Source organism: Streptomyces sporangiiformans, from assembly GCF_005768555.2.
Lineage (GTDB): Bacteria > Actinomycetota > Actinomycetes > Streptomycetales > Streptomycetaceae > Streptomyces > Streptomyces sporangiiformans.
On sequence record NZ_VCHX02000035.1, the window covers coordinates 48,984 to 74,110 of the forward strand.

Consider the following 25,127-nt stretch of genomic DNA (forward strand, 5'->3'; position numbering starts at 1 on the left):
GGTCGGGACGCCCCAGGAGCTCTGGCTACCTCTTCGGGTTACCTCATCAGGCCCTTCGGGACCAGGCGCTGGGCGATGAGCTCGTCGCGGACGAGGTCCGCGTAGGCGGTCGCGCCCCGCACGGAGGTGTGGGTGTTGTCCCGCTTCTCGTTGTAGAGATAGAGCGCCTTGGAGCCCTCCACGCCGAGTGACTCCACCAGGGCCTTGGTCTGGGCGGTCAGGTCGATGAGCGGTACGTCGTGCGTCTCGGCCACCGAGCGGGTGACCGCGGGGTGGTCGACACCGAGGCCGTTCACCAGCAGGGCCGTGCCGTTGTTGAGGGTGCCGTCGGCGTTGAACCAGCGGCGGACGATGGGCGTGACCAGCACGGGCCGACCGCCCTTGTCGCGTACGCCGGCGACGAGCGTTTCGAGGTTCGCGCGGTACGTCGGCTCGTCGGTCTGCTTGTCGTTGTGCGCGAGCTGGATGAGGACCAGGTCGCCCTGGCGGATCAACGGCTGGACGGTCGCGAAGAGCGCCGGGTTGGCGAGGTAACTGACCGTACTCTCACCGGAATCCGCGTAGTTGGCGACCGACAGGCCCTTGCGGAGGTACTGGGGCAGCTGCTGGCCCCAGCCGGAGTACGGGTCGCCGGGCTGGTCGCACACGGTGGAGTCGCCTACGAGGAAGATCTGGCGGGCGTGGCGGGCGGGGGTGACGCGTATGTCCGCGAGGGCGGGGGCCGTGCCGCCGAGGACGAGGTCGAGGCCGGCCGTACCGGCGGGGCCGGTGGGCTCGCCCTCCGGCGTGCGGACGTTCACGGTGAAGCTGCGAGCCACGCGTTCCCCCGCCGCCGTGGCCGTCTCGGGCAGCAGCGTGCGGCGGGTCTCTGCGGCGATGCCGGTGCTCGCGGCGGTGTCGCCGCCGAGCAGGACGCGTACGTCGTATGTGCCGGGCGCGACGTCGAAGTGACAGGCCGTCTGTGTGCAGTTCTTAAGGCCCGGCCCACGGCCGCGCCCCTCCGCCTGCGTCTCCGCCTGCGCCGGGGCGGCCGCCAGGGCGGGGGTCGCGGACAGGACCGAGGCAACGGTGACAGCGGCTGACACGGCGATGCGGATACGTCTGGTGCGGCTCATACGTCTCGCACGCCTCATGGGCGGCTCCTCCTCAAGACGTCAGGACCTGGTGGCTTGGACCGTACCCCGCGATGGCAAGCGCTTTCTAGAGCTCAGGACGGAATCTTGACCCGCACACCGCACGAGAAAACCGGCCATGGCCGGAAATCGCTCTGGATACTCCGCAATTCGGAGTGATCAAATCGTTACACGCACATCCCGGCACAAAGGAGACAAGGGTGAATTCCACCTCCTACCTGGACCTGTACGAACGGTTCTCCGTCGACATCGAGACGGAGATCGAAGGCGGCATCGAGCGACTCGGCCCCTCGCACGACGCGGTCAAGAACGCGATGGCCGAACTCTTGCGGCATCAGAAGTTCAAGTACCCCCTGCAAGTACTGCCGCTCCTGGTGCACGCCATCGAGACGGGCAACCCCGAACCCGCCGTCCCTTTGTCCGCGGTACATGTGCTGTGGTGGACTTCCGCGTGTTATCTCGACGACCTGGCGGACGGGCAGGGTGCCGGGACTTCCCGTGAAATCGGCGAGAACGAGGCGCTGCTCGCCGCCGTCATCAGCGGGAACGCACTTCCCCTTCACATCATTCAGTCACAACGGGTTCCCGAGTCCGTGCACAACGCTCTGACGGCCGAGCTCGCGAAATGCTGGATCGTCGGCACCGAAGGGCAGTTGAGCGACTTGCGGGGCGATGCCCGCGGCGCCACGCGGGACTCGGTGGTCACGACCTACCGCGGAAAGTCCGGCGCACCCTTCGGCATGATAACGGCGATGGGTGCGATATTGGCCGACGCGGAGAGCGAACGAATAGAGCTGTGGCGGGAGTTCGGCTATGTCTTCGGCGTCCTGTGGCAGATGTTCAACGATCAGGAAGACATCCTTTCCGGCCGCAACGAGGATCTGCGGAACGGCACAGTAACGTTTCTCCTCGCATGCGCCCTCGAGCATGCATCCATGCGCTCGTCCACGCACTCCAGCGAGGAACTCCTGGACCTGCACTCCGCCTCGAGGAGCTGTGAACAGGCACGATCGGAACTCGCGACAGCACTTCTCGCGCCTTCCGTGCTGCACCGGTTCCAGGAGGACCTGGACAGGTTTCGCGAGGACGCTCTGCGGATTCTGAGCAAACTGGGGGGCGACGAGGACTACCTGCCGGTGCTGCGCCGCCTGGTGGAGGAGTCCGCCTCGCTGCTCCTCCACCGGGCGGAGTGACGTCAACTCGTCCGGCTCCACTGCTGGTTGGTGGCTCCGTTGCAGGTGTACGTGATGATCGCGGCCGAGTCGGCGGTCGACGCGCCGCTCACGTCGAGACACTCGCCGCTGGCGCGTGACTTCACCGTCACATAGCCGCCGGACGTGGTGAGCGACCACTGCTGCGTGGTGGCCGTGGAGCAGTTCTGCTGCGTCACGTTCGAGGCGTTCTCCCGCAGGCAGAGGGAGCTGTGACGGGCCATCAGCTGGACGTATCCGTTGCCGAGGTCCTTGGCCCAGAACCGCTGGTTGCCGCCACCGTTGCAGGTGTACTGCTTGAGTACGGCACCTTCGAGGATCGACTGACTGGTGACGTCCGCGCACTTGGCGCTGTGCCGGGCGGTCAGCGTCTGGTACGGGCCGCCCTGCCCGGTGACGGTGCCGGCGGCCGTGTCGATGGTGACCTCCGGATACCAGGACATGGACATCGTGGTGGAGGTCGGGAAGGTCAGCGGCAGCCAGACGTACCGCGAGTCGTTGACCGTCCCGCCGAAGGAGTTGCCCCAGCGGTCACCCATGTAGAGATACGAGGTGCCCGAACTCCCCTGTACAGGTAGGACGTACGCGGTCTGTGAGCCGTATGTCGTCGAGTCGCCGATGTTCTTCATCGCCGTCCAGGGACCGGCGAGGGAGGTGGCCGTCGCGTACTGCTGCTGGTTGGGGTTCCAGCCCGTGGCGCCCGACGTCAGCATGAAGTACACGCCGCCCCGCTTGAAGAGGGCCGGTGCCTCGCGGTGGCCGCCGTGCCAGGGGTCGGCGACGAGGGCGGCGATGCCGGTGTAGTCGCTGGTCAGCCGGTAGATGTGCAGGTCGTAGTTCTCACGGGCGGCGGACACCATGTAGCCCGTGCCGTCCGTGTCGACGAACACGGTGATGTCGCGGGACATGTGCTGGCCCAGCGGGCGGAAGCTGCCCCGCCAGGAGTAGTTGCCGTCGACGGTGTCGGAGACGGCGACGGCGGCGCGCGCCTCGCTGTAGTCGACGCCGTTCTCCTTGTGCATCCACATCACGAACTTGCCGGTGGCCGCGTTGTACATGACCTTGGGCCGCTCGATGTTGGCGGTCGCCAGCTCCGGGTCGGTGGCCTCGGTCAGGACGTGGTTGCGGAACTCCCAGTTCTTCAGGTCGGTGGAGCGGTAGGCGTCCACGTACCGGAAGGTGTTGTCGGAGTTCCGGTTCTCGCCGAACCAGTAGTAGTACGAGCCGACCTTGATGACCCCGCCGCCGTGCGCGTGTACGGGGTTGCCGCCCACGTCCGTGAACTGCGTTCCGTTCGTGATGGTCTGGGGTGCCGCCTGGACCGGGCCCGCGGTCGCCAGTGCTCCGGCGAGCGCACAGCACAGGGCGAGCAGGATCGCATAGGCACGTCTCGCGTAGGCATGTCTCATCGCGCTACCTCCTTGGGCAGGGGTCGAACGCTTGACTGGAGCGCGGCTCACACGCGCTCCCTGAGCACGGTGACGTTGTGGACGACACCCGAGAGTCCTGGCAGTTGCTGGACCGGGGTCCAGGTGCGCAGTCCGTCGAGGCTGTCGCTGAAGTAGTACTTGCGGTCGGTGAAGCCGTCGAAGTAGATCCGCCAGCCGCCGTTGTCGAGACGGACGAGCGCCTGTCCCTGGCGCCAGCGTCCCCAGCCGGCCCAGTCGTCCGTGCCGGTGAACCTGTACGGCCCGTCGAGCCGGTCGGCGACCGCGTGTTCCACGTAGTTCGTCGTCTGGTTCTTGGCGAAGGCGTGGTACCGGCCGCGGAACCGGACGATGAACGTGTCGATGTAATTGGCCTGGTCGAGCCCGGTCAGGGGCCTGGGGACGGACCAGTTGAGCAGCCTTCGGTCCGTGGCGGTCAGCAGGTGCGGCCGGAAGACCTGGTTGTTCTCGGTGTCGAGCGAGACGACGACGTGCACGCTGCCGTCCCGGTCGACGAACCACTCCGGCGCCCAGGTGCGCGCGAGCCCCGGTGTGGACAGGGTCCGCGGACCGGCGGAACGCCACGTCACCCGGTCCTCACTACGGGCGAACCCGATGGTGTTCCCGGTGAAGTTCGTGGTGTGCACGAGCCAGTAGGAGCCGTCGGTGTGCTTCATGATGCTCGGGTCGCGGAGCAGCCCACCGGGCGGCGTGTACGCCGGTCCCTTCAGCAGGCTGTACGTGAACGCGTCCTCGGACTCGTACACGTACAGGTCGGTGTTGCTGGCGCCGGTGAACGCGGTCATCGTGTACCGGCTCTTCTTGTCCGGCGGGACCGGGGTGTCGGCGACCGGGATGCCGAAGTCCGGTGTGCCGTCCGGATTCCAGCCGAGCTTCTGGATGCGGGTGTGGCGGTTGGGGTCGTTCAGCGGGTCGCCGACGATCTCCTTGTACTGGCGTGCGTGGTAGACGAGGACGTCGGTACGGCCGTCCTCGGCCACCGTGAAGCTGTTGTGGCCGGGACCGTACTGCTTGGTGGTGTCGTTGCTGGTGAAGACCGGGGTGGGCGACTTGGACCAGTTCGCGGGGTCCATGAGGTCGCTGTCGGCGTCGGCGGTCAGCAGGCCGAGGCAGTAGTGGTGGTCGGTGGCGCTCGCCGAGTACGACATGAAGACGCGGCCGCCCCGCTGGATGACCGACGGGCCCTCGTTGACCTTGAAGCCGATGACCTCCCAGTCGAGCTCCGGGGTGGTGAGCCGGACCTGCGGCCCCGTCAGCGTCCATGGGTTGGCCATCTTCGAGAGCCAGACCGCGGTGTTGTTGTCCATTCCGGGCTCGTGCTGGGCCCAGGCGAGATAGCGGGTGCCGCGGTGGGTGAAGGTGGTCGCGTCGAGGGAGAAGGTCTCCCAGGCCGTCTTCAGCTGGCCCTTCTCCGTCCAGGTCCCTTCGAAGGGATTGCGGCTCGCGTTCTCCAGGACCCAGATGCGGATGGCCCATATGTCGTTCGCGGGCGCGGCGGCGAAGTAGATGTACCACTTGCCGTCGATGTGGTGGATCTCCGGCGCCCAGATGTGTGCGCCCATGTCACCGCTCGTGTGCTTCTTCCAGATGACGGACTCGTCGGCCGTCGTGAGTCCGCGCAGGGTGCGCGAGCGGCGCAGGATGATCCGGTCGTACTCGGGGGCCGTGGCCGTGAAGTAGTAGTAGCCGTCGGTATGGCGGTGGATGTGCGGGTCGGCACGGTTGCGGACGAGTGGATTGACGTACGAGGCGGTCGGGCCGGCGGCGTCCGCGCCGTCCGCGGCGTCTTCAGTGGCGGCCTGCGCGACTGACGGTACGGCGGTGAGGGCGCCCGCGGCCAGGGCTCCCTTCAGGACGAGTCTGCGGCTCGGGACCTCGGGACTGTTGTCGTCGCGGCTCATGTCGTCGGCTCCTCATCTCGAAGCGCAGCACCTGGTGGCCCATGCGTGCGTCCCCACCCGCTGGTGATCCGATATTTCGACCGGTATTTCGAACGGCATCTGTCATTCCGAACGCGGAAACGGTAAGGGGGTGTTACAGGGAGGTCAACGGTTCGGGAGTGTCGAAAACGACGAACACTTTCGGAGCAAGTTTTTGTTATCGGCTCCCCGGTGCGCCCGTCTCCACGGACGTGAACGACAACATTCGCGTACGGGCGGCAGGGGCAGGCGCGGCACTGGCCGTGATGGCAACCGTGGTCGTCGCACCGGGGGCGGCAGCGGCGCCCGCCGGGGCCGACGACGTCACCGCCGCGGTCCTCGACGGCAGCGATGTGACACTCGACGGCGACACGGTGGTGACCGTGCCGGCCGGGACGACGACGTACAACGGAGTGTTCCGGGGCGAGGGCACCCTCACCGTGCGCGGCTCCGGCACCCTGATCCTGACCAAGGACAGCGACTTCACGCTGCCCAGAGCACAGCAGCGGCAGAAGGTCAGCACGCCGGGCGGCAACCACCCGTACACGGTGGTCAACAACCCGGACCCGCCCGCGATCACGGTCGAGCGCGGTGCCACCCTTCAGTACGGGAACGGCGGCACCACCGGTCTGCTCGGTCACTTCCCGTACAACACACCCGGTTTCAGGCTCAACCAGAACAACATCCGCGTCGACGGCACCCTGCGCCTGTCCCTGAAGAGCGCCTACAACCTCGGCACGATCAGCGGCTCGGGGCTCATCACGCAGCCGCGGTTCCTGTGGGGCATGTGGGACCTGTCGGGCACCCACTCGTTCTCGGGAGTGATCGACAACGGGACACAGCTGCACGCGGGGAAGTCCGAGTACCCGGTCGCTCTGCCGAACGTCCGCAAGGTCCTCAACCAGGGCACCTGGACCGTCGACACCCCGCTGGGCCAGACGACCACCATGCCGATGGACTTCTACCAGCGGGAGTACGGCAGCGACATCAACGTGCAGTCGCGGCCCGGCAGCAAGGTGGTGCTGACCGGCCAGTACAGCTGGTCGAACCAGGGCGGGGACACCAACCCCTCACTCAGTGACCCGGCGCTGAACTGGCGGCCCGCGACGAAGAACGTCAACAAGCGCGGCACCAACATCAAGGGCGCCAACGTCGAGTGGGGCAACGGCACCACGAGCAAGATCTTCATGCCGGGCACCGCCGAGACCGTCTACATCAACCTGCTGGCGGCCAGGTTCCGTTCGCTGCTCACCTTCAACTACAACGGGCCGGTGACGCTGGGCGCACCCATCGGCGGCGGCGTGTTCCACGACACGCTGTCCGCGCCCGGCGCCGGGGACATCGTCATCAAGGGCACGAAGGGCAATGACGTCACCTTCGCCGCCGTCCAGTACTACAACGGCTCGACGACCGTCCAGAAGGGCGCCGTGCTGCGGCTGGGCAGCGGAAAGCGGGGCGGCGACGGCGGGCTGTACACCAAGGGCGACCTCTACAAGGTGGTCAACGACGGCTCGCTGGTGCTCCGCAACACGGCCAAGCCGATCTCCCTGTCCAAGATCAGCGGCAGCGGGTCCCTCACACAGTCGGGTGCCGCCACAGCGACGCTGACGGGCGGCGCGGTGACGTACACCGGCACGACGACCGTCACCAAGGGCACGCTCCGGCTCGACGGGACGACTCTGGCGCGCAGCAGGGCGATCCGGCTCACGACGGCGGGCGCGCGGCTGGACGTGCGCGGGGCGAGCGGGCGGGCGCTGAACCTGACCACGTCGCTGTCCGGCAAGGGCAAGGTCGTCGGATCCGTGACCAGCACGGGGAAGGTCACCGGCGGCGTGACCGTGACCGGGGACTACACACAGCGCGCCGACGGTGAACTGACCGTACGGGACGGGGCGTTGAAGGTCGGTGGCAAGGTCCGGCTGGGCGGAGAGCTCGAAGTCGACCCGAAGGCCTCGGGGTCCTCCAAGTCCTCCAAGCCTTCGGAATCCTCGAAGTCCTCGGAAGAGATCACGCTTGTCAACCACACCGGCAAGACGAAGACGACCGGCACCTTCAAGGGCCTGAAGGAAGGCGCGAAGGTCAAGGTGGGCAAGACCAAGTACCGGATCAGCTACCGCGGCGGCGACGGCAACGACGTGGTCCTGACCGCCTCCGACGCGAGCTCTTCCGCGGCCGTCCGCGCCGCCGCGCAGCCCTCCGGCGACGCCCCGAAGTCCGCCGCCACCGAGAACGCGAGCAGCGAGAGTTCCTTCCCCCTCGCCTGGTGGGCGGCCGCGGCGGCACTGGGCTGCCTGACCGCGCTGGCGATCCCGATGACCCGGCGCCGGCGTGCGCGACGCCGTGGCGGCAGGCACGCGGCATGAACCTACCTGGATTCGTGGACGGCCCGGTGACGTTCAGCGGGCGACGCTCGACACCTTCCGGGCCGCGCGCAGACAGGCGAGCACCAGCGGGCGATGGTCGTCGACGCGGGCGGCGAGCGCCAGCCTGCTGGGCGACAGACCGTGGACGGGGCGGGTGATGACACCGCCCAGGCTGATCAGGGGCGCGTTCCCGACCGCGACAAGGCAGACGCCACGGCCGTCCACCAGCGCTTCGTACGTCTCGTCCGTGCCGGCGATCTCCGCGCCGATACGAGGCGGACGGCCGGCTCGTTCGTCGAGGGCGAGCCAGTAGTCGCGCAGGACGCCCGCGCTCTTCGGCAGGGCGAGGAACGGTTCGTCCAGCAGTTCGGCGAAATCGAAGGACTCGCGGGCCGCCAGGGGATGCGTCTCCGCGAGGGCGACCACGCGCGGTTCCTCGGCGACCACGACCGTGGTGTAGCGATCGAGGTCCGGGACCGGCAGCCAGATGAAGGCCACGTCGACGGTGCCGTCCGCGAGTCCGGCGGTCGGGTCCTCCCAGCCGATCTGCCGCAGCCGCAGGGTGGCTTCGGGGTGGGTCTCCGTGAACCTGGAGCGGATGGCGGGGAGCAGGCCGCCGCGCGCGGGGCTGGTGCTCATACCGACGAGGAGCACGGCGGCCTGCTCCGTCTTCGCACGCTCGGCCGCGTTCAGGGCCGCCTTCCAGGCGGCGATGACCTGCCGGGCGTGCGGCAGCAGAGCGGTGCCCACCGGCGTGAGCCGCACGCCCTGCCGGTCACGCTCGAACAGCGGCGCGCCCAACTGCCGCTCCAGCGCCCTGACCTGCTTGCTCAGGGCCGGCTGCGACACATATAACCGCTCGGCGGCCCGCGTGAAGTGCAGTTCCTCGGCGACCGCGACGAAGTACCTCAGATCTCTGCCATGCACATCCATAGCCAACGGCTATCACGACAGATCTTGGACGGGCGACTGGATTCGCGGCCAGGCTTGACGACATCGGGAGTCGACGAGCGAGGAGCTTGAGATGAGCAAGGTGTGGCTGGTGACCGGGGCGAACAGCGGCTTCGGACGGTCGATCACCGAGGCGGCCGTCGCGGCGGGGGACGTCGTGGTGGCCACGGCGCGCCGTCCGGACACACTGGGCGATCTGGTCGCTGCGCATCCCGACCAGATCGAGGCGCTGGCCCTGGACGTCACCGACGCGGCGGGGATCGAGGCGACCGTGCGGGACGTGGTGGAGCGCCACGGGCGGATCGACGTGCTGGTCAACAACGCGGGGCGCAGTCATGTCGGGGCCTTCGAGGAGACCACGGACACCGAGCTGCGCGACCTCTTCGACGTGCACGTGTTCGGGCCCGCCACGCTGGTCCGCGCCGTGCTGCCGCACATGCGCGAGCGCCGTTCCGGCGCGATCGTGCAGCTCAGCAGCATGGGCGGGCAGTTGTCGTTCGCCGGGTTCGCGGCATACAGCGGTACGAAGTTCGCCCTTGAGGGTATGTCGGAGGCGCTGGCGGACGAGGTCCGGCCGTACGGCATCAAGGTACTGATCGTCGAGCCGGGCTCCTTCCGCACCGGCCTGTTCGGCAATGTCAGCGCCAGCGCGGAACTCGACGCGTACGCGGAGACGGTCGGCGCGACCCGCCGCATGGTCGCCTCCGGCGACGGTACCCAGCCGGGCGACCCGGCGAAGGCCGCCGCCGCGATCCTCACGGCCCTGGATGCCGAGCAGACGCCGCTGCGCCTGCCGCTCGGCGACGACGCCGTCGACGCCGTGGTGAGCCACCTGGACGGGGTCCGCGCGGAGATCGCCGCGTGGGAGAAGGTCACCCGGGCGACGACGTTCGACGCCTGAATCCGGCCGACTTGGGCGGTTGGTTGGTGGGTGGGTCGGGGTCGTGTGCCGGTGCGTCCGCGGGGTGCCTCCGGCGGTTGGGCGGGGGCGCCTGCGGTGGGTGGTCGGGTCGGGGCCGTGTGCCGGTGCGTCCGCCCGTCGCCGCGGGGGCGTACGGCCCGGTGTTGGTACAGCGTGCGGGTTTCCTGAGACAAGCCCTACGCGACGGGCGTTGACGCACCGGCACACGACCCCTCCCGCGCGTAGGCAACCGCGGCTGGGTGCCCCGATCCCGCCCCTCCCGCCGGTGGCCCACTGCGGCTGGGTGCCCCGATCCCGCCCCTCCCGCCGGTGGCCCACTGCGGCTGGGTGCGCCGATCCCGCTCCTCCCGCGCGTGGGCGACTGCGTGCGCGCTCCTTCCCACCCACCCTCCGGGAGCGCCCCTTCAGGGGCGCGGGGAACTGCGCGACCAGCCACAGCCGCCCCGCAGCCAAAGTACGAGCCGAACCGGAGGGCCTGGGGGCGCAGCCCCCAGCCAGGGGCGCGAGGAACTGCGCGACCAGCCACAACCGACCCGCAGCCGAAGTACGAAGCCCACCCACCCCACCCGACTGAGTGCAACCGCAGGTATGGGGGGCCTGGGGGCGCAGCCCCCTGTTTCGGGAAGGGGTGGGGTTGGGGAAGGGAACCCACCCCAGAAAAACCCGAGCGGAGCGCGCCGTTGCGCTGCTACCGTCTGCGACATGAAGCGCGCCCATATGACGACGACGCCGGAGAGTGTCCCGGCGCGCTGACCGATGAGCCAGTCCGAAGCCCCGGGGCGAGTGCCCCGGGGCTTCGGCTTGTGCGGTGGTCACTCGGCCGGAGCCCTCACCGAGGAGACCACCACCATGCACGACCACCGCAAACTCGGCCGTGAACTCGCCCTGTTCGACACCGACCCGCTGATCGGCGCGGGGCTGCCGTACTGGCTGCCCGACGGCGCGGTCGTACGGCACGCCCTGGAGGAGTACATCCGCACCGCGGAGCGGAAGGCGGGCTACCGGCATGTGTACTCACCGGTGCTCGGCAAGCGCGAGCTGTACGAGATCTCGGGTCACTGGTCGCACTACAGCGACGACATGTTCCCGCCGATGGACCTGGGCGCGGAGCAGGTCGTCCTGCGACCGAGCCTGTGCCCCCACCACGCGCTCATCTACCGCTCCCGATCCCACAGCTACCGCGAACTACCCCTGCGCATGGCCGAGTTGGGCGGCATGTACCGCTCGGAGCTGTCCGGCGTGCTGGGCGGGCTGACCCGCGTACGGGCCATCCAGCTCAACGACGCGCACATCTTCTGCACCCTCGACCAGGTCGCCGACGAGGCAGGCGCGGCGCTGGAGATGATCCGGCGGGCGTACGAGGCGCTCGGCATCGGCGCGGCCCGCTACCGGCTGTCGCTGCCGGGCCCGGGCGGCAAGTACGTCGCCGCCCCGGAGAAGTGGGAGCGGTCCGTCGCGCTGCTGACCGAGGTCCTGGACCGCTCGGGTCTGCCGTACGAGGCAGCCGAGGGCGAGGCCGCGTTCTACGGTCCGAAGATCGACGTTCAGGTCGTCGACGGCCTGGGCCGGGAGTCCACCCTGTCCACCGTGCAGGTCGACTTCCACCAGCCGGAGCGGTTCGACCTGCGTTACATCGGCGCGGACGGCGCCAAGCACCGGCCGGTCATGGTCCACCGCAGCATCATCGGCAGTGTGGAACGCGCCGTCGCCCACCTCATCGAGGAGCACGGCGGCGCCTTCCCGGCCTGGCTGTCCCCCACCCAGGTGGTCGTCCTGCCGATCTCCGAGGCCGAGCTGCGACACGCCGAGGCGCTCGCCCGGCGGTGCGCCGACCTCGGACTGCGGGCCGAGCTGGCCGGTCCGGAGCGCGGCAGCCTGGGCGCCCGTATCCGGGAGGCCCGACTCGTGCCGTACCAGGCGGTGATCGGTGCCAGGGAGGCCGCCGACGACCGGGTGGCCCTGCGCCTGCGGGACGGCCGGCGTCTGGATCCGCTGCCCGCCGAGGACGTCCTGGACCGGATCGGCGCCCTGGTCGGCGCTCACCGCACCGACTTGTGGGACCCCGCCTCACCGACCTCTGGGAGGGCGTGACCGGCGAGCCGGCCGAGCGGTGGTTCTTTACCGCTTGGCCGCATGCCGTTTACACACAGTTCACATATGGGCGATTTGGTCGAATTGTTCGAGTAGTGCGGTTCGTCCGTCTCATGCATATTGACCGAAAGGGCGACCACGCGAGGATCGGGGAGTCACGTGAAGAGTCACGCTTCGTTGCGCAGACCCGTGGCCCCTGTGGCCCCCGTGGCCCTGACGGCTGTCGTACTGCTGGCCGCGAGCGCGTGCGGTGGTTCCGCCAGCGGTTCCGCTTCCGGCGATGGTGGTGTCGAGGGCGACCTGTCCGGCACGATCCGGGTGGACGGTTCCAGCACGGTGGCTCCGCTTTCCACGGCGGCGGCCCAGCTCTTCCAGGGGGAGAACCCCGGTGTCAGGGTGACCGTGGGCACCTCCGGTACAGGTGGCGGGTTCGAGAAGTTCTGCGCGGGCGAGACCGATATCTCCGATGCCTCGCGCCCGATCGAGGCCGACGAGAAGGCGGCCTGCCAGCAGAACGACATCACCTACGAGGAGCTCCAGATCGCCAACGACGGGCTGTCGGTCGTGGTGAACAAGGACAACGACTTCGCCGAATGCCTGACGATCGAGCAGCTGAAGAAGATCTGGGAGCCCGGCTCCAAGGTCAACAACTGGAACCAGGTCGACCCCAAGTTCCCGGACGAGAAACTCGAGCTCTTCGGCCCGGGCACCGACTCGGGCACGTTCGACTACTTCACCGAGGCCGTCAACGGCGAGGAGGGCGCCTCCCGTACGGAGTACTCGCCGAGCGAGGACGACAACGTCACCGTGCAGGGCGTGGCCGGTTCCAAGGGCGGTATGGGCTACTTCGGCCTGTCGTACTACGAGGAGAACAAGGACGAGCTGAAGGTCCTGAAGATCGACGGCGGTGACGGCTGCGTCGAGCCGACCTCCAAGACCGTGCAGGACGGCAGCTACAAGCCCCTGTCGCGGCCGCTGTTCATCTACCCGAAGGCGTCCTCGCTGGACAAGCCGGAGGTCGAGGCGTTCGTCGAGTACTACGTGGAGAACAGCGCCGAGATCGCCGAAAAGGCATTGTTCGTACCACTGAACCAGACGCAGCAGGCCGACCTGAACAAGGACCTGAAGAGACTGCAGGAGCAGCACGGGTCATGACCTCCACGGGCAGCGGGCGCAGGGTCGCCTCGGGAAGCCCCGGCTTCCTGAAGCGGTCCCAGCCGCGCTACGGGGAGAAGGCCGTCAAGGTTCTGCTGGTCGCCGCGTCCCTGGTCTCCGTGCTGACCACCGTGGGCATCGTGATCGCGCTCATCCCGCCCGCCGCCGAGTTCTTCGGCGAGGTGAGCTTCGGCGACTTCATCACCGGCACCGACTGGTCACCGCTGTTCAAGCCGGCGCACTTCGGTGTCCTGCCCCTGGTCACCGGCACGCTGATGGTCACACTGATCGCGCTGCTGGTCGCCGTGCCGCTGGGCCTGGGGGCGGCGGTGTACCTGAGCGAGTACGCCAGGCCCAGGGTCCGCGCGTTCTTCAAGCCGATCCTGGAGGTCCTCGCCGGTATCCCCACCGTCGTGTACGGCTTCTTCGCCCTGCAGGCCCTCACCCCGCTGTTGCAGGACATCTGGCCGGGTGGCGAGGGGCCGCAGGTTTTCAACGCGCTCTCGGCGGGATTCGTCATGGGCATCATGATCATCCCGACGATCGCCTCGCTTTCCGAGGACGCCATGAACGCCGTACCGAACGACCTGCGCGACGGCGCCTTCGCGCTGGGATCGTCCCGTATGCAGGTCGCCACCCGGGTCGTCTTCCCCGCCGCGCTGTCCGGCATCGTCGCCGCGATCGTGCTCGGCGTCTCGCGGGCGATCGGCGAGACCATGATCGTCGCGATCGCCGCGGGTGGCCGGCCCAACCTGTCCTTCGACCCGCTCGAAGGCATGCAGACGATGACCGCGTTCATCGCGGCGGCCGGAATCGGCGACCTGCCGACCGGCACCATCGGCTACCAGACGATCTTCGCGGTGGGCTCGCTGCTGTTCGTCATGACGCTGGTGATGAACCTGGTCAGCATTCGCCTGGTGCGCAGGTACCGGCAGGTGTACGAGTAATGGGCAGCCCCGTCCTCGACAAGGGACCGGAGGCCGGCGTCCCGGAGGTGCGCCGGCTCAAGAGCGACGGCACTCCGTGGCGGGAGCGGTTGTTCCAGCTGAGTCTGTGGGCCTCGCTCGCCGTCGGCGTGGTCTTCCTCGGCTGCCTTCTCGTCTACATCGTGGTGGAGGCATGGCCCCGGCTGAACTTCCGGATCCTGACGAACTTCCCCGACATCATCGACCCGTCACAGGCCGGCGCCCAGTCGGCGATCATGGGCACCATCTGGGTGATCGGCTTCACCGCGCTGTACTGCCTGCCCGTCGGCTTCCTCACCGCCATCTACCTGGAGGAGTACGCCGACCCCGAGCGCTGGTGGAACCGCGCGGTCGAGATCAACATCCAGAACCTGGCGGCGGTCCCGTCGATCGTCTACGGCATCCTCGGCCTCGGCATCATCTCCCGCGGTCTCGGCTTCGGACAGACCGTGCTCACCGCCTCGCTCACACTGTCGCTCCTGGTCCTTCCCACCGTGATCATCGCCGCCCGGGAGGCGATCCGCGCCGTACCGCAATCCATCCGCGAGGCATCCCTGGCGCTGGGTGCCACCCAATGGCAGACCATCTGGCGCCAGGTGCTGCCCGCCGCCGTACCCGGCATGGCCACCGGCTCCATCCTCGCCTTGTCCCGCGCCATCGGCGAGGCAGCCCCGCTGCTGCTGCTCGGCGGCCTGACCTTCATCACCTTCAACCCGACCGGCCCGGAGAGCGCCTTCACGGTGCTGCCGATCCAGATCTTCAACTGGATCAGCCAGTCCCGCTCCGAATTCGTCTCACTCGCCGCCGCCGCGATCGTGATCCTCCTGGTCATCCTGCTGGCCATGAACTCTCTGGCCATCTGGCTCCGCAACCGCTACTCCCACCGCTGGTGACCGCGCCATGACCACAGAGCCCTCCCGACGCATCCAACGCCTTCGTCGACGGGCCCTTCGGTCCGCGCAGACGGCCGCCGTCGCCTCCCCCTCCAACGCCCCCGACGCCCCCGACGCCCCCGACAGCACCACGGCCCCGCGGGTCTCCTTTCGCGATGCCCCGCCGCTGACCACGCCGGTCTTCGAGGTCGGCAGTCTGTCGGTGTTCTACGGCGACCACGAAGCCGTCCGCGACGTCAACATGACCATCGGCGACCGCCAGATCACCGCGATGATCGGCCCGTCCGGCTGCGGCAAGTCCACCATGATCCGCTGCTTCAACCGCATGAACGACCTCATCCCCACGGCCCGCGTGGTCGGCAAGATCCGCTACCACGGCGAGAACCTGTACGGGAAGGAGGTCGACCCCATCGAGGTGCGGCGCCGCATCGGCATGGTCTTCCAGAAGCCGAACCCGTTCCCGAAGTCGATCTACGACAACATCGCGTACGGGCCCCGAGTGGGCAGCTTCAAGGGAAACCTCGACGACCTGGTCGAGGAGACCCTCACCCGTGCGGCGCTGTGGGACGAGGTCAAGGACAAGCTGAAGACCTCCGCGCTGGCGCTGTCGGGCGGTCAGCAGCAGCGGTTGTGCATCGCCCGTACGATCGCGGTCAAGCCCGAGGTGATCCTGATGGACGAGCCGTGCTCGGCCCTGGACCCGATCGCCACCGCGAAGATCGAGGACCTGATGGAGCACCTGGCCCAGGAGTTCACGATCGTCGTCGTCACGCACAACATGCAGCAGGCCGCGCGCGTCTCGCACCGCACCGCCTTCTTCACCTCGGACGTCGACGTCAAGGGCGAACGGCACGGCAGGCTCGTCGAGTACGACGAGACCGAGCGGATCTTCTCCAACCCCTCCGACCAGCGCACCGAGGACTACATCTCCGGCCGCTTCGGCTGATGCCCGCGGATCCGGATCTCGCGATCCCTCGCAGCCGGTCCGCGGGCGGTGATCGCCGCCATCGCCACCTCCTGAGCGGTCGTCAGGACCGGGAACCGACTCGCGTGTCGATCGAGCAGGTGCATTGTCTGAGAGACCCTCAGAGACCCCTGTCGGCAGCCCCCTCGCGTATGTGCTGCCGACGGCTGCGATGCGCGACGCTTCCGCGCCGAGGCCGCCAGGGTCCTCGATCGGCCGTTCCGCCGGTGACAAGAAGACGCAAACCCGTGTTCGACGTGTCCATCGTCGCCGTCACCTTCGGCTTCGTCTTCGTCTTCGTCTTCGTCACCGAACTGCCCGACAAGACGGCTGCGGCTGTTCTGGTGCTCGCGACCCGCTACCCGGCCGGCTATGTCTTCACGGGCATCGCGGCCGGTTTCGCGGCCCACGTCGTGCTGGCGGTCAGCGCGGGGAGCCTGCTCGGCCTGCTGCCGACCCGTTGGCTGCAGGTCGCATCAGGAGTGCTCTTCCTGGTGGGAGCGGGGATCCTTCTGGTGAGCAAGCGGCAGGCGACCGAGGAGCACGTCGGGCAGCCGGGCGACCAGAGCTTCTGGAAGGTGGCGGGCGCGGGCTTCATGCTGATCCTGGTCGCGGAGTTCGGCGATTTGACACAGATCATGACCGCCAGCCTGGCCGCCCGCTACGGTGCGCCGGTGTCTGTGGGCATCGGTGCGGTGGTTGCGCTGTGGGCGGTGGCCGGTCTCGGCGTACTGGGTGGGCGCACCCTCATGAAGCATGTGCCGCTGCCGCTGATCACGCGCGTGTCCGCCGGGGTGCTGGCGGCACTGGCTGCCGTCAACCTGTACCAGGCCGTCGCCGACTGACCGCCGGTGCGCCGGGCGGCGCGTAGACCTCTCGCCCGGCGAGCGCCGGGATCTCCGTCATGTCTTGTACTGGGTGGCCTTCCGCCGGCCCTTCGCTTCTTCCTTCGCTTCTCCCCTCGCTTCTTCCTGCTGCTCTGCCTTCGCTTCTTCCTTCCGCCGGCCCTTCGCTTCTTCCTTCGCCTCTCCCTTCGCCCTGCCGCGCAGGACCATGGCGGCTCCTCCGACGGCGAGCGCGACGGGCCATTCGAGCGCACCCGCGACGGTGAGTGCCCCCAGGCCGCCGTAGAAGATGACGTCCCTGACCGGCACCCGTGATGTCATCGACTGGGCGTTGGCCTTGAGATCTCCTGGAGTGAAGTACGGAACGGGCACTGCGGGATGGGCGGTATGCATGTGCAGAAACTGCCCGTCCTTCTCCGATTGCCGCTCCTCGGCGGTGGTGCTTCGTTCTGCGGTTGACATCCCAAACCTCCCTATTCTCTCGAACAGGATGAAATGCTCCTATCACCCATTCTGACGCGGGGACGCCGCGAGCGGTATGACTGCGGCGAACAGGACAGCGCCGTAGAGGTGTGACCATACTCAAAGAAGGTGCTTTTGCCCGACTTTTTCGGGTCGTCGGCGCCACCATGCACCACCGCAAGTCATGGCGGAGGCCGTGTGATCGGGGCACTCCTTTCCAGAACCGCGCGCGCCGCCGCAGGGGCGGTGAGCGCGGTACCCGTGGCGTTGTCGGAGTTCGGACGTCTGCTGACGCCGGGTACGCGTCGGACCTGGCAGGTTCCGGGTGGGGTGCAGATCGAGGTCGGCCGTGTGGGACTGCCGGGAACCACCGGGGCCGCACGCGACCTGGAGGCCCGGCTGATGGACGTGCCCGGGGTGGTCCGGGCCGAGGTGAACGGGACGCTCGGCTGCGTGTACGTCGGCTGCGAGCCCGCTGGAACCGATCTGGAGCACGTCGTCCGCCTCGTCGCGGACGCCGAGGCCGAAGTGGCCGCTGAGGAGGCGGCAGGCGGGGAGGGCCGGGGCGGGGCCGACGCCGGCGTGGGACGGGCGCCACACGCTGTGGGCTTTCCCGGTGTGCCCGAGAGTCAACTCGGTGCGGCGGTGCAGCTGGGAGCGAGCCTTGCCGCGGTCGGTGTGGCGGTGATGGGCCGAGCCGCCAGAGCCGCCGGTCTGCCGCCGGTCGTACCGGCGCTGGTACAGCTCGCGGAGGCCACGCCGCGGCTGCGCCGCGCCGCCGATCGGCGCATTGGCGGGGCCGCCGAGACCGGCTGGGCGACGGCGAACCTGCTCACCACGACGTTCACGTTCCGGCCGCTCGGCCCCCTCGTGACCGCCTTCCTGGCCGGTGTCCGGTATGCGGAGGCCAAGGCCAGGCGCCAGGCATGGCAGGGCTGGGCGCTGCGGCTGAGCGAGCGGGAGGGGGCGTACCGCCACGACGCCACACCCGCCTTCGAACGGCCGGTTCCTCTGCCACCGGGGCCGGCGGAGCGGTACGCCAACCTGGCCGTCCCCGCGGCGCTCGCGGGCTACGGGTTCATGGCGGCCGTCGCACGCAGCCATGACCGGGCTCTGGCCATGATGATCGGGGGGACACCGAGAAGCCCCAGGCTCGGCCGCGAGTCCTTCGCCTGCTCGGTGGGGCAGGCCGCCTCCGGCCGGGGAGCCCTTGTGCTCCGGCCGGAGGCGCTGCGCCGCCTCGACCGCGTCGACACGGTCGTCCTCGACGCCCGCGTGCTGGCCACCAGTACCTGGACGGTCGGTGCCGTGGTGCCTCTGGCGCCGCACGGCGAGTACCCGGACACGCTCGGGAGCGCGGACGCGGCTCCGGACGTCGACGAAGTCCACGCGAGAATCCACGAGTTGATCGACGGCGCCGATCCGTCACAGCCGCAGGAGCGCGCGGGCTGGGCACTGCGCTCGCTCACCGACGGCCCCGCGGCGGAGACCGAGCTGCCCGGGGAGGCGGCTGCCGCGGTCGCGGAATGGGCCGATCAGGGCGGGAGAGTCCTGCTCGTCCTCCGCGACGGCAAGCCCGTCGCCGTCGCGGATCTGGTGCCTCAGCTGCACCCGCTCGCCGAGCACCTGGTAGAGGCGGCGCGCGGATGCGGGCGGGTCGTGCTCGCGGGTGGCCCGCCCGGGTTGCACCGCCGGTTCGGGCTGGACGAGACCGTTCCCATCGGCGGAACACGCATGGCCGCACTGGTCCGCTCCCTCCAGGCAGAGGGCCACGGTGTCGCCGTCGTGACCACCCGGTCCGGCCGCGCCGTCGTCCGTGCCGACCTCGGTATCGGGGTGACCACCGGCCCCCGCCTAGTGCCCTGGGACGCCGACATCGCAGGTCCGCCCGACGTGGCGCATCTGCTGCTGACCGCCGTCCCGCAGGCCCTGCGACTGAGCCGGCAGTGCGTTCGCCTGGAATCAATCGGGGCCTTTGTCGGTGTGGCACTGGCACTTGCCGTCCCCCGGCCCCGCGCCTGGGCGCGCGCCCGCATGGTGACCGACGGCGTGACCATTGCCGCGATCGGGGCGGGCGCCTGGGAGGGGTGGACTTTGCGAAGCCGCCCGGCTCCCGTCGCCGTCGAGCGGACGCCCTGGCACACCATGACGGTGCGTCAGGTCCTGTCCCGACTCGAAGCCTCCCCCAGGGGACTCGACGATGCCGAGGCCGCACGGCGCCGCCCGTTCGACGGACTCGAACGACGAACCACTCCCGGCACCCTGATCGGCAGGGTGGCGGAAGAGCTGGCCAACCCGATCACCCCCGTCCTGGCGATCGGTGGCGGCATCTCGGCGGCGCTCGGTTCCGTCCTGGACGCGGTGCTCATCGGTGGAGTGCTCGGGGTCGACGCACTCGTCGGCGGGGCCCAGCGGCTCGGGGCCGACCGCGCGGCGGAGCAGCTCGTGGAGGCGACCTCCGCACGGGTACGGCTGCGGAGGGCGAACCGGCCCGGCGCCACGGAGACGGCCGCCGACCGCCTGGTGCGCGGTGACATGATCGAGTTGCGTGCCGGTGACGCGGTCCCGGCCGACTGCCGCGTGGTGGAGGCCACGGGCCTGGAGGTCGACGAGTCGAGCCTCACCGGCGAGTCCCAACTCGTCCTGAAGACACCGGCGCCGACGGCCGCGCAAGCGGTCGCGGACCGCCATTCCATGCTGTACCAGGGCACGACGGTGGCGGCCGGCGGCGCGCTGGCCGTGGTGGTCGCCACCGGAGCCGCCACCGAGGTCGGCAGCGCCGCCGAGTCAGACCTGGGGGGCGGCCTTCCGGACAGCGGCGTGGAACGCCGCCTGACCGCCCTCGGCCGCTGGTTCCTGCCCCTGTCCATCGCTTCCGGTCTCGTCCTGTTCGTCGTCGGTCTGGCACGGCGGCAGCCCCTGGGCGCGGCGCTGGGCTCCGCGGTCAGCCTGTGTGTCGCCGCCGTGCCCGAAGGACTGCCGTTCATCGCCACCGTCGCGGAACTCGCCGCCGCCCGTCGGCTGTCCACCCGTAACACCCTCGTGCGCAGCGCCCCGACCATCGAGGCGCTCGGCCGCACCGATGTGCTGTGCTTCGACAAGACCGGCACCCTCACCGAGGGAAGGATCAGCCTCCAGCAGGTGTCCGACGGCGGTGAACGGCGCCCACTGGACGCGCTCACACCGCGGCTGCGCCGGGTCGTCGCGGCAGCGGCCCTCGCGGGTCCGGCGGGCCCGGCCTCGACGCTCACCCACCCCACGGACCGAGCCATCGCCACCGGGGCCGAGCGGGTCGGCGCCACCCCGGACATCGTGGCGGCTGAGGGCTGGCAGCGGCTGGCGGAGCTGCCGTTCGAGCCCGCGCGCGGCTACCACGCGGTGCTGGGCCGGACCGGCGCGGAGGAACCGTCGACCGAGCGGGACCGAGAGCGCGGCAGGACGCTGCTGGTCGTCAAGGGAGCACCGGAGGTCGTCCTGGCCCGCTGCGACCGGGTACGGCAGAACGACACCACCAGGCCGTTCGACGCCGAGCTGCGGGACGAGCTCGACCGGGACATCGACCGGCACGCCCGGCGGGGTCTGCGGGTCCTGGTGGTCGCGGAACGCACCCTGCCGGGTCCCCGCGCGGAGGCTCCCCCGGCCCTCGACGACACGGACATCGACGGGCTGTGTCTGCTGGGCCTGCTCGGACTGGCGGACCCCGTACGGCCCACCGCCGCCGAGAGCGTCAGCCGACTGGCGGCGGCCGGCGTACGGATCGTCATGCTCACCGGAGACCACCCCAGCACCGCTGCCGCGATCGCCGGCGAACTCCAGCCGGACGAGGAACCGCGGATGATGACCGGACCCGAACTGGACGCCCTGGACGACGCCGACCTCGCCAGGACGCTGCCCGGGATCTCGGTGTTCGCCAGGGTCACCCCCGCGCACAAGGTACGGATCGTCACCGCGCTGCGCGCGGCCGGCCGGGTCGTCGCCGTCACCGGTGACGGGGCCAACGACGCCCCGGCCATCCGGATCGCCGACGTCGGCATCGCCATCGGGTCCCGGGCGACCCCGGCGGCCCGCTCCGCCGCCGACGTCGTGGTCACCGACGACCGCATCGAGACCATCGTCGACGCCATCGTGGAGGGCCGGGCCATGTGGGCCTCGGTCCGCAAGGCGCTGGGCATCCTGCTCGGCGGCAACCTCGGGGAGATCGCCTTCGTCCTGGCGACCACGGTGTTCACCGGCCGCAGCGCGCTGAACGCCCGCCAGCTGCTCCTCGTCAATCTCCTCACCGACATGCTGCCGGCCATGGCCATCGCCGCCCGGCCCCCGGCGGGCAGGGCCGAGAAGCTGCTCGCGGAAGGGCCCGAGGCCTCCCTGGGCGCGGCCCTCACCCGGCACCTCCGCCTTCGCGCCACCGTCACCACGGCCGCGGCGGGCAGCGCGTGGATCGTCGCCCGGGCGACCGGTACGCGGGCCCGGGCCGGCACGGTCGCACTGGTCGCCCTCGTTGCCTCCCAGCTCCTGCAGACGCTCATGGACGCGGGCCGGGACCCGGTGGTCGCCCTCGCCGCCGTGGGGTCCCTGGTCGCACTCGTCCTCGCGGTGGCCGTCCCCGGACTGAGCCACTTCTTCGGCAGCCGGCCCATCGGCCCTGCGGGCTGGACGATCGGTCTGGCAGCGGCAGTTGGTTCCGTTCTGCTGTCGGCCGTGCTGGATCGCCTCGGCACTCAGAGCGGGCATCCCGGCGCCGCCACACCCCGACGCCTCTGACAGTTCACTCTGCGGTCACCCACGTTCTGGCCGCACGAAGCCCGCAGACCCCACAAAGGAGCAGCACGGACGCACCCTGCACAAGAAAGGCGGCTCACTGTGTCGCACCTGCTCACCTCCATCCTCACCAAGGTGGCGGTCGCCGTGATCGAGGCGATCATCATGCGTCTGCTCATCCAGCTCTGGAAGACCTACGCCCCCAGCCACCGCCCGGCAGCCGCCTAGCCGCCTTGGCCTTTCCTGATCGTCACGCGGTGGAGGTTGCACGGCGGCTGCGGTGAGGAGCCGGTGCCGGACCTCGCACTGTGCGCCTGAAGGGCGACGCTGGTCAGGCTCAGCAGCACATCGGCGTCCGTGGCACAGTCCAAGCGCACGGTCACCCATGGCGATGAGGACAGCACCCGTATCGCCGTCGACCGCTCGAGCTCGGCGGCCAGATGCCGGATGGCCAGGACGGTGAGATGAAGGTCCGCGCTCCGATCGTCATGGAAGTGCACGATCTCGCACTGGTCGACCTGCAGCGCCAGTCCTGTGCCGCAACTGGCCGGGGCCCCCGTGAGGTCGGGCCATGTCTGCAGTTGCTCCATGGCGCGACGTGCCGCGTTCATGTGGGCATGCTCGCCCGGTTACCGATCCGCCACCAGTACGCGGCCGGATCGTAATCTCATCGTGAGGTGAACAGCACCCCCTGCTAGACCGCCGCATAGCCCGCGCCCGCGATCAGCGGCGGACTCGTCGCGGCGTCGGCTCCCGCTTCGGCTAGCGTCGTGACATGACCAGCGACACCTCCCCCACCCTCGCCGAAGCGCTCGCCGGCACCGGCACCACCGGCACGGTCGTCCTCGACGGCGGTATGTCGAATCAGCTCGAATCGGCCGGGCACGACCTGAGCGACGAACTCTGGTCGGCGCGGCTGCTCGCCGAGAAGCCGGAGGCGATCACTCAGGCGCATCTCGCCTACTTCGAGGCGGGCGCGAACGTCGCGATCACCTCCAGCTATCAGGCGACGTTCGAGGGGTTCGCCCGGCGCGGCATCACCCGCGAGCGCGCGGCCGAACTGCTCGGGCTCAGTGTCGAACTCGCCCGCGAGGCCGCCCGGCAGGCCGGCGCCAAGGGCGTAGGGCAGCCGTTGTGGGTGGCGGCGTCGGTCGGTCCGTACGGTGCGATGCTGGCGGACGGTTCGGAGTACCGGGGGCGGTACGGGCTGAGCGTGGCCGAGTTGGAGCGGTTCCACCGGCCCCGCCTCGAGGTGCTGGCCGCCGCCGCGCCCGATGTGTTCGCGCTGGAGACGGTGCCCGATGCCGACGAGGCCCGGGCCCTGCTGCGGGCGGTGCGCGGGCTGGGTGTACCGGCGTGGCTGTCGTACAGCGTGGCCGGCGACCGGACGCGGGCCGGGCAGCCGCTGGAGGAGGCCTTCGCGCTCGCCGCCGACGTCGACGAGGTGATCGCGGTCGGCGTCAACTGCTGTGCCCCCGACGACGTGGACGCGGCGGTGGAGACCGCCGCGCGGGTGACCGGCAAGCCGGTCGTGGTGTACCCCAACAGCGGCGAGGCCTGGGACGCCGAGGCCCGCGCCTGGACCGGGCGCTCCACGTTCACCCTCGAACAGGTCACCGGGTGGCAGCGGGCCGGCGCGCGGCTGATCGGCGGCTGCTGCCGGGTGGGACCGAGGGCGATCGCGGGTATCTCGGAGGCAGTGGCGTCCACGCGGCGCTCGGCCTGACCGCTCCTGGCGAAACCGCTGAGGGCTCCGCCCGCCCCCGCAGACCCCACCATGTCCAATGCGCTCACCCCGAGCCACGTGTTCGACATTTCGAAAGTTTCGGCTCACCAGAAATCCGCTGAACAGCTACCCTTCCGCGCACACTCGTGGCAGCCATAATGTAGGAAGCGCTTTCTAGGCGCGGTCGATGCCACCGTGCCTGACCGGTGGCGATCCGAAACTTTCGCTGGCTCTCGGGACGGAGCCGGAGAGGTGGGCTTCCATGGTGCGTACCGGGAGCGTGGCCGGGCCGACGCTGGCTGTCGTGGCCCGCGAGGCCGGGGTGTCCGTGCCGACGGCGTCGAAGGTGGTCAACGGCCGTGAGGACGTGGCGCCCGAGACCCGCCGCCGGGTCACCGAGGCGCTCGACCGGCTGGGCTACGTGCGCAAACCGCGCTTCGACTCGGCGAAGTCCCCGGGCATGGTCGATCTCGTCGTGCACTCACTGGAGTCCTCCTGGTCGGGCGCGGTGCTGCACGGCGTGGAGGAGGCCGCGCACGACGCCGGCCTGGAGGTGGTGGTCTCGGCGGGCCTGACCCGGACACGCGGCGGGCGTCCCGAGCGCGGCTGGCTGGACAAGCTCTCCACGCGCGGCTCCGCCGGGGTGCTGTTCAACCTGGCGGAGTTGACCCCGTCCCAGTACGCCTGGCTGGAACAGCACCGCATCCCGTTCGTCCTGATCGACCCGGTGCTCGACCCGCCGCCCGGCGTCGTGTCGGTGGGCGCCGCCAACTGGCAGGGCGGGGTGACGGCCACCGAGCATCTGATCTCCCTCGGCCACGAGCGCATCGCGGTCATCGCCGGATACCGCCGCAAGATGTGCAGCAGCGCCCGCGTCGCCGGCTACCGCTCGGCCCTCGCGGCGGCCGGCATCCGCCACCGGCCGGAGTACCTCCGCTACGGCAGCTTCAACGAGGTCGGCGCCCACCGTCGCATGCTGGAACTCCTCGACCTGCCCGAACCGCCCACGGCCGTCTTCGTCTGCTCGGACAAGATGGCCCTCGGCACCTACCGGGCCCTGGCCGAACGGAAGCTGACCGTCCCGGACGACATGAGCGTGGTGGGATTCGACGACCTGCCGGAGGCCCACTGGGCCACACCCGCGCTGACCACGATCCGCCAGCCCCTGTCGGAGATGGCCGCGACCGCGATGCGCCTGCTGGTACGGCTCATGGCGGGCGAGCGGCCGGAAGGGACACGGACCGAACTGTCCACGCGGCTGGTGGTGCGGGAGAGCACGGGGAAGCCGCCGGGGTCCGCCCAGGGCGTCGAGCAGCCCTGA

The 25,127-nt window shown here is 69.8% G+C and carries 19 protein-coding genes and 1 pseudogene; 13 read left to right on the forward strand and 7 right to left on the reverse strand.

Annotation, left to right across the window (positions count from 1 at the left end; translation table 11 throughout):
- Nucleotides 1–38 precede the first annotated feature (38 nt).
- A complete protein-coding gene (locus FGD71_RS01830) occupies nt 39–1,115 on the reverse strand; it encodes a rhamnogalacturonan acetylesterase (RefSeq protein WP_119098573.1) in 1,077 nt (358 codons plus the stop codon).
- A 218-nt stretch (nt 1,116–1,333) separates the two neighbouring features.
- On the opposite strand from FGD71_RS01830, the gene FGD71_RS01835 reads away from it, so the two are divergent.
- A complete protein-coding gene (locus FGD71_RS01835) occupies nt 1,334–2,326 on the forward strand; it encodes a polyprenyl synthetase family protein (RefSeq protein ID WP_119098574.1) in 993 nt (330 codons plus the stop codon).
- Nucleotides 2,327–2,328: 2 nt separating this feature from the next.
- Here the strand turns inward: FGD71_RS01835 and FGD71_RS01840 are convergent, their stop codons facing one another.
- The 3 genes and pseudogenes from FGD71_RS01840 to FGD71_RS48335 all read right to left on the reverse strand — a co-directional run.
- On the reverse strand, nt 2,329–3,753 hold the full coding sequence (locus tag FGD71_RS01840) for an RICIN domain-containing protein (protein ID WP_119098575.1): 1,425 nt from the start codon (nt 3,751–3,753) through the stop codon (nt 2,329–2,331).
- Nucleotides 3,754–3,800: 47 nt separating this feature from the next.
- Nucleotides 3,801–4,577 (reverse strand): family 43 glycosylhydrolase, encoded by a 777-nt coding sequence (locus FGD71_RS48330; RefSeq protein WP_276147114.1) that lies wholly within the window; start codon nt 4,575–4,577, stop codon nt 3,801–3,803.
- 24 nt (nt 4,578–4,601) lie between these two features.
- Nucleotides 4,602–5,693, reverse strand: a pseudogene (locus FGD71_RS48335) (glycoside hydrolase family 43 protein); the annotation flags it as partial.
- A gap of 284 nt (nt 5,694–5,977) precedes the next feature.
- Between FGD71_RS48335 and FGD71_RS01850 the strand changes: the two are divergent.
- Nucleotides 5,978–8,074, forward strand: coding sequence for an autotransporter (locus FGD71_RS01850; protein WP_119098633.1), 2,097 nt, complete (start codon nt 5,978–5,980; stop codon nt 8,072–8,074).
- A gap of 33 nt (nt 8,075–8,107) precedes the next feature.
- On the opposite strand, the gene FGD71_RS01855 is transcribed toward FGD71_RS01850, so the two are convergent.
- Nucleotides 8,108–9,007, reverse strand: a complete 900-nt coding sequence (locus FGD71_RS01855; RefSeq protein WP_119098577.1) for a LysR family transcriptional regulator — start codon at nt 9,005–9,007, stop codon at nt 8,108–8,110.
- A 91-nt stretch (nt 9,008–9,098) separates the two neighbouring features.
- On the opposite strand from FGD71_RS01855, the gene FGD71_RS01860 reads away from it, so the two are divergent.
- From FGD71_RS01860 to FGD71_RS01890, 7 genes are all read left to right on the forward strand, one after another.
- Nucleotides 9,099–9,926, forward strand: coding sequence for an oxidoreductase (locus FGD71_RS01860; RefSeq protein ID WP_119098578.1), 828 nt, complete (start codon nt 9,099–9,101; stop codon nt 9,924–9,926).
- A gap of 804 nt (nt 9,927–10,730) precedes the next feature.
- A complete protein-coding gene (gene thrS, locus FGD71_RS01865) occupies nt 10,731–12,038 on the forward strand; it encodes a threonine--tRNA ligase (protein ID WP_420878224.1) in 1,308 nt (435 codons plus the stop codon).
- 159 nt (nt 12,039–12,197) lie between these two features.
- A complete protein-coding gene (locus tag FGD71_RS01870; RefSeq protein WP_240436343.1) occupies nt 12,198–13,193 on the forward strand; it encodes a PstS family phosphate ABC transporter substrate-binding protein in 996 nt (331 codons plus the stop codon).
- Nucleotides 13,190–14,140 (forward strand): phosphate ABC transporter permease subunit PstC, encoded by a 951-nt coding sequence (gene pstC, locus FGD71_RS01875; protein ID WP_119098579.1) that lies wholly within the window; start codon nt 13,190–13,192, stop codon nt 14,138–14,140. Before FGD71_RS01870 ends, pstC begins: the two co-directional genes overlap by 4 nt.
- Nucleotides 14,140–15,051: a phosphate ABC transporter permease PstA gene (pstA, locus tag FGD71_RS01880; protein ID WP_119098580.1), complete on the forward strand. Its 912-nt coding sequence runs from the start codon at nt 14,140–14,142 to the stop codon at nt 15,049–15,051. Before pstC ends, pstA begins: the two co-directional genes overlap by 1 nt.
- A gap of 7 nt (nt 15,052–15,058) precedes the next feature.
- Nucleotides 15,059–15,997: a phosphate ABC transporter ATP-binding protein PstB gene (gene pstB / locus FGD71_RS01885; RefSeq protein ID WP_119098581.1), complete on the forward strand. Its 939-nt coding sequence runs from the start codon at nt 15,059–15,061 to the stop codon at nt 15,995–15,997.
- 266 nt (nt 15,998–16,263) lie between these two features.
- Complete coding sequence (locus FGD71_RS01890) at nt 16,264–16,860, forward strand: TMEM165/GDT1 family protein (RefSeq protein ID WP_119098582.1); 597 nt, start codon at nt 16,264–16,266, stop codon at nt 16,858–16,860.
- Between the two features lie 57 nt (nt 16,861–16,917).
- On the opposite strand, the gene FGD71_RS47205 is transcribed toward FGD71_RS01890, so the two are convergent.
- The gene (locus FGD71_RS47205; RefSeq protein WP_162930994.1) at nt 16,918–17,322 is read right to left on the reverse strand and encodes a hypothetical protein; all 405 of its coding nucleotides are present in this window, start codon (nt 17,320–17,322) and stop codon (nt 16,918–16,920) included.
- 246 nt (nt 17,323–17,568) lie between these two features.
- On the opposite strand from FGD71_RS47205, the gene FGD71_RS01900 reads away from it, so the two are divergent.
- Together FGD71_RS01900 and FGD71_RS49590 are read left to right on the forward strand one after the other, a co-directional pair.
- Complete coding sequence (locus tag FGD71_RS01900) at nt 17,569–22,083, forward strand: cation-translocating P-type ATPase (RefSeq protein WP_240436344.1); 4,515 nt, start codon at nt 17,569–17,571, stop codon at nt 22,081–22,083.
- Nucleotides 22,084–22,182: 99 nt separating this feature from the next.
- A complete protein-coding gene (locus tag FGD71_RS49590) occupies nt 22,183–22,308 on the forward strand; it encodes a hypothetical protein (protein WP_276147113.1) in 126 nt (41 codons plus the stop codon).
- Here FGD71_RS49590 and FGD71_RS01905 read toward each other — a convergent pair.
- Entirely contained in the window at nt 22,305–22,691 is a 387-nt protein-coding gene (locus FGD71_RS01905; protein WP_119098584.1) for a luciferase domain-containing protein, read from the reverse strand. The genes FGD71_RS49590 and FGD71_RS01905 overlap by 4 nt on opposite strands.
- Before the next feature lie 164 nt (nt 22,692–22,855).
- On the opposite strand from FGD71_RS01905, the gene mmuM reads away from it, so the two are divergent.
- Both mmuM and FGD71_RS01915 read left to right on the forward strand, forming a co-directional pair.
- Nucleotides 22,856–23,806, forward strand: a complete 951-nt coding sequence (mmuM, locus tag FGD71_RS01910; RefSeq protein ID WP_119098585.1) for a homocysteine S-methyltransferase — start codon at nt 22,856–22,858, stop codon at nt 23,804–23,806.
- A gap of 262 nt (nt 23,807–24,068) precedes the next feature.
- Nucleotides 24,069–25,127: a LacI family DNA-binding transcriptional regulator gene (locus FGD71_RS01915; protein ID WP_119098586.1), complete on the forward strand. Its 1,059-nt coding sequence runs from the start codon at nt 24,069–24,071 to the stop codon at nt 25,125–25,127.

Bases quoted from the DNA above. Each gene is read 5' to 3' on its own strand.
- FGD71_RS01830 (WP_119098573.1), bottom strand. From the start codon at position 1,115: ATGAGCCGCACCAGACGTATCCGCATCGCCGTGTCAGCCGCTGTCACC.
- FGD71_RS01855 (WP_119098577.1), bottom strand. From the start codon at position 9,007: ATGGATGTGCATGGCAGAGATCTGAGGTACTTCGTCGCGGTCGCCGAG.
- mmuM (WP_119098585.1), top strand. From the start codon at position 22,856: ATGACCAGCGACACCTCCCCCACCCTCGCCGAAGCGCTCGCCGGCACC.
- FGD71_RS47205 (WP_162930994.1), bottom strand. From the start codon at position 17,322: ATGTCAACCGCAGAACGAAGCACCACCGCCGAGGAGCGGCAATCGGAG.
- FGD71_RS01860 (WP_119098578.1), top strand. From the start codon at position 9,099: ATGAGCAAGGTGTGGCTGGTGACCGGGGCGAACAGCGGCTTCGGACGG.
- pstC (WP_119098579.1), top strand. From the start codon at position 13,190: ATGACCTCCACGGGCAGCGGGCGCAGGGTCGCCTCGGGAAGCCCCGGC.
- FGD71_RS01905 (WP_119098584.1), bottom strand. From the start codon at position 22,691: ATGAACGCGGCACGTCGCGCCATGGAGCAACTGCAGACATGGCCCGAC.
- pstB (WP_119098581.1), top strand. From the start codon at position 15,059: ATGACCACAGAGCCCTCCCGACGCATCCAACGCCTTCGTCGACGGGCC.
- pstA (WP_119098580.1), top strand. From the start codon at position 14,140: ATGGGCAGCCCCGTCCTCGACAAGGGACCGGAGGCCGGCGTCCCGGAG.
- FGD71_RS01915 (WP_119098586.1), top strand. From the start codon at position 24,069: ATGGTGCGTACCGGGAGCGTGGCCGGGCCGACGCTGGCTGTCGTGGCC.
- FGD71_RS01840 (WP_119098575.1), bottom strand. From the start codon at position 3,753: ATGAGACATGCCTACGCGAGACGTGCCTATGCGATCCTGCTCGCCCTG.
- FGD71_RS48330 (WP_276147114.1), bottom strand. From the start codon at position 4,577: ATGACCGCGTTCACCGGCGCCAGCAACACCGACCTGTACGTGTACGAG.
- FGD71_RS01850 (WP_119098633.1), top strand. From the start codon at position 5,978: ATGGCAACCGTGGTCGTCGCACCGGGGGCGGCAGCGGCGCCCGCCGGG.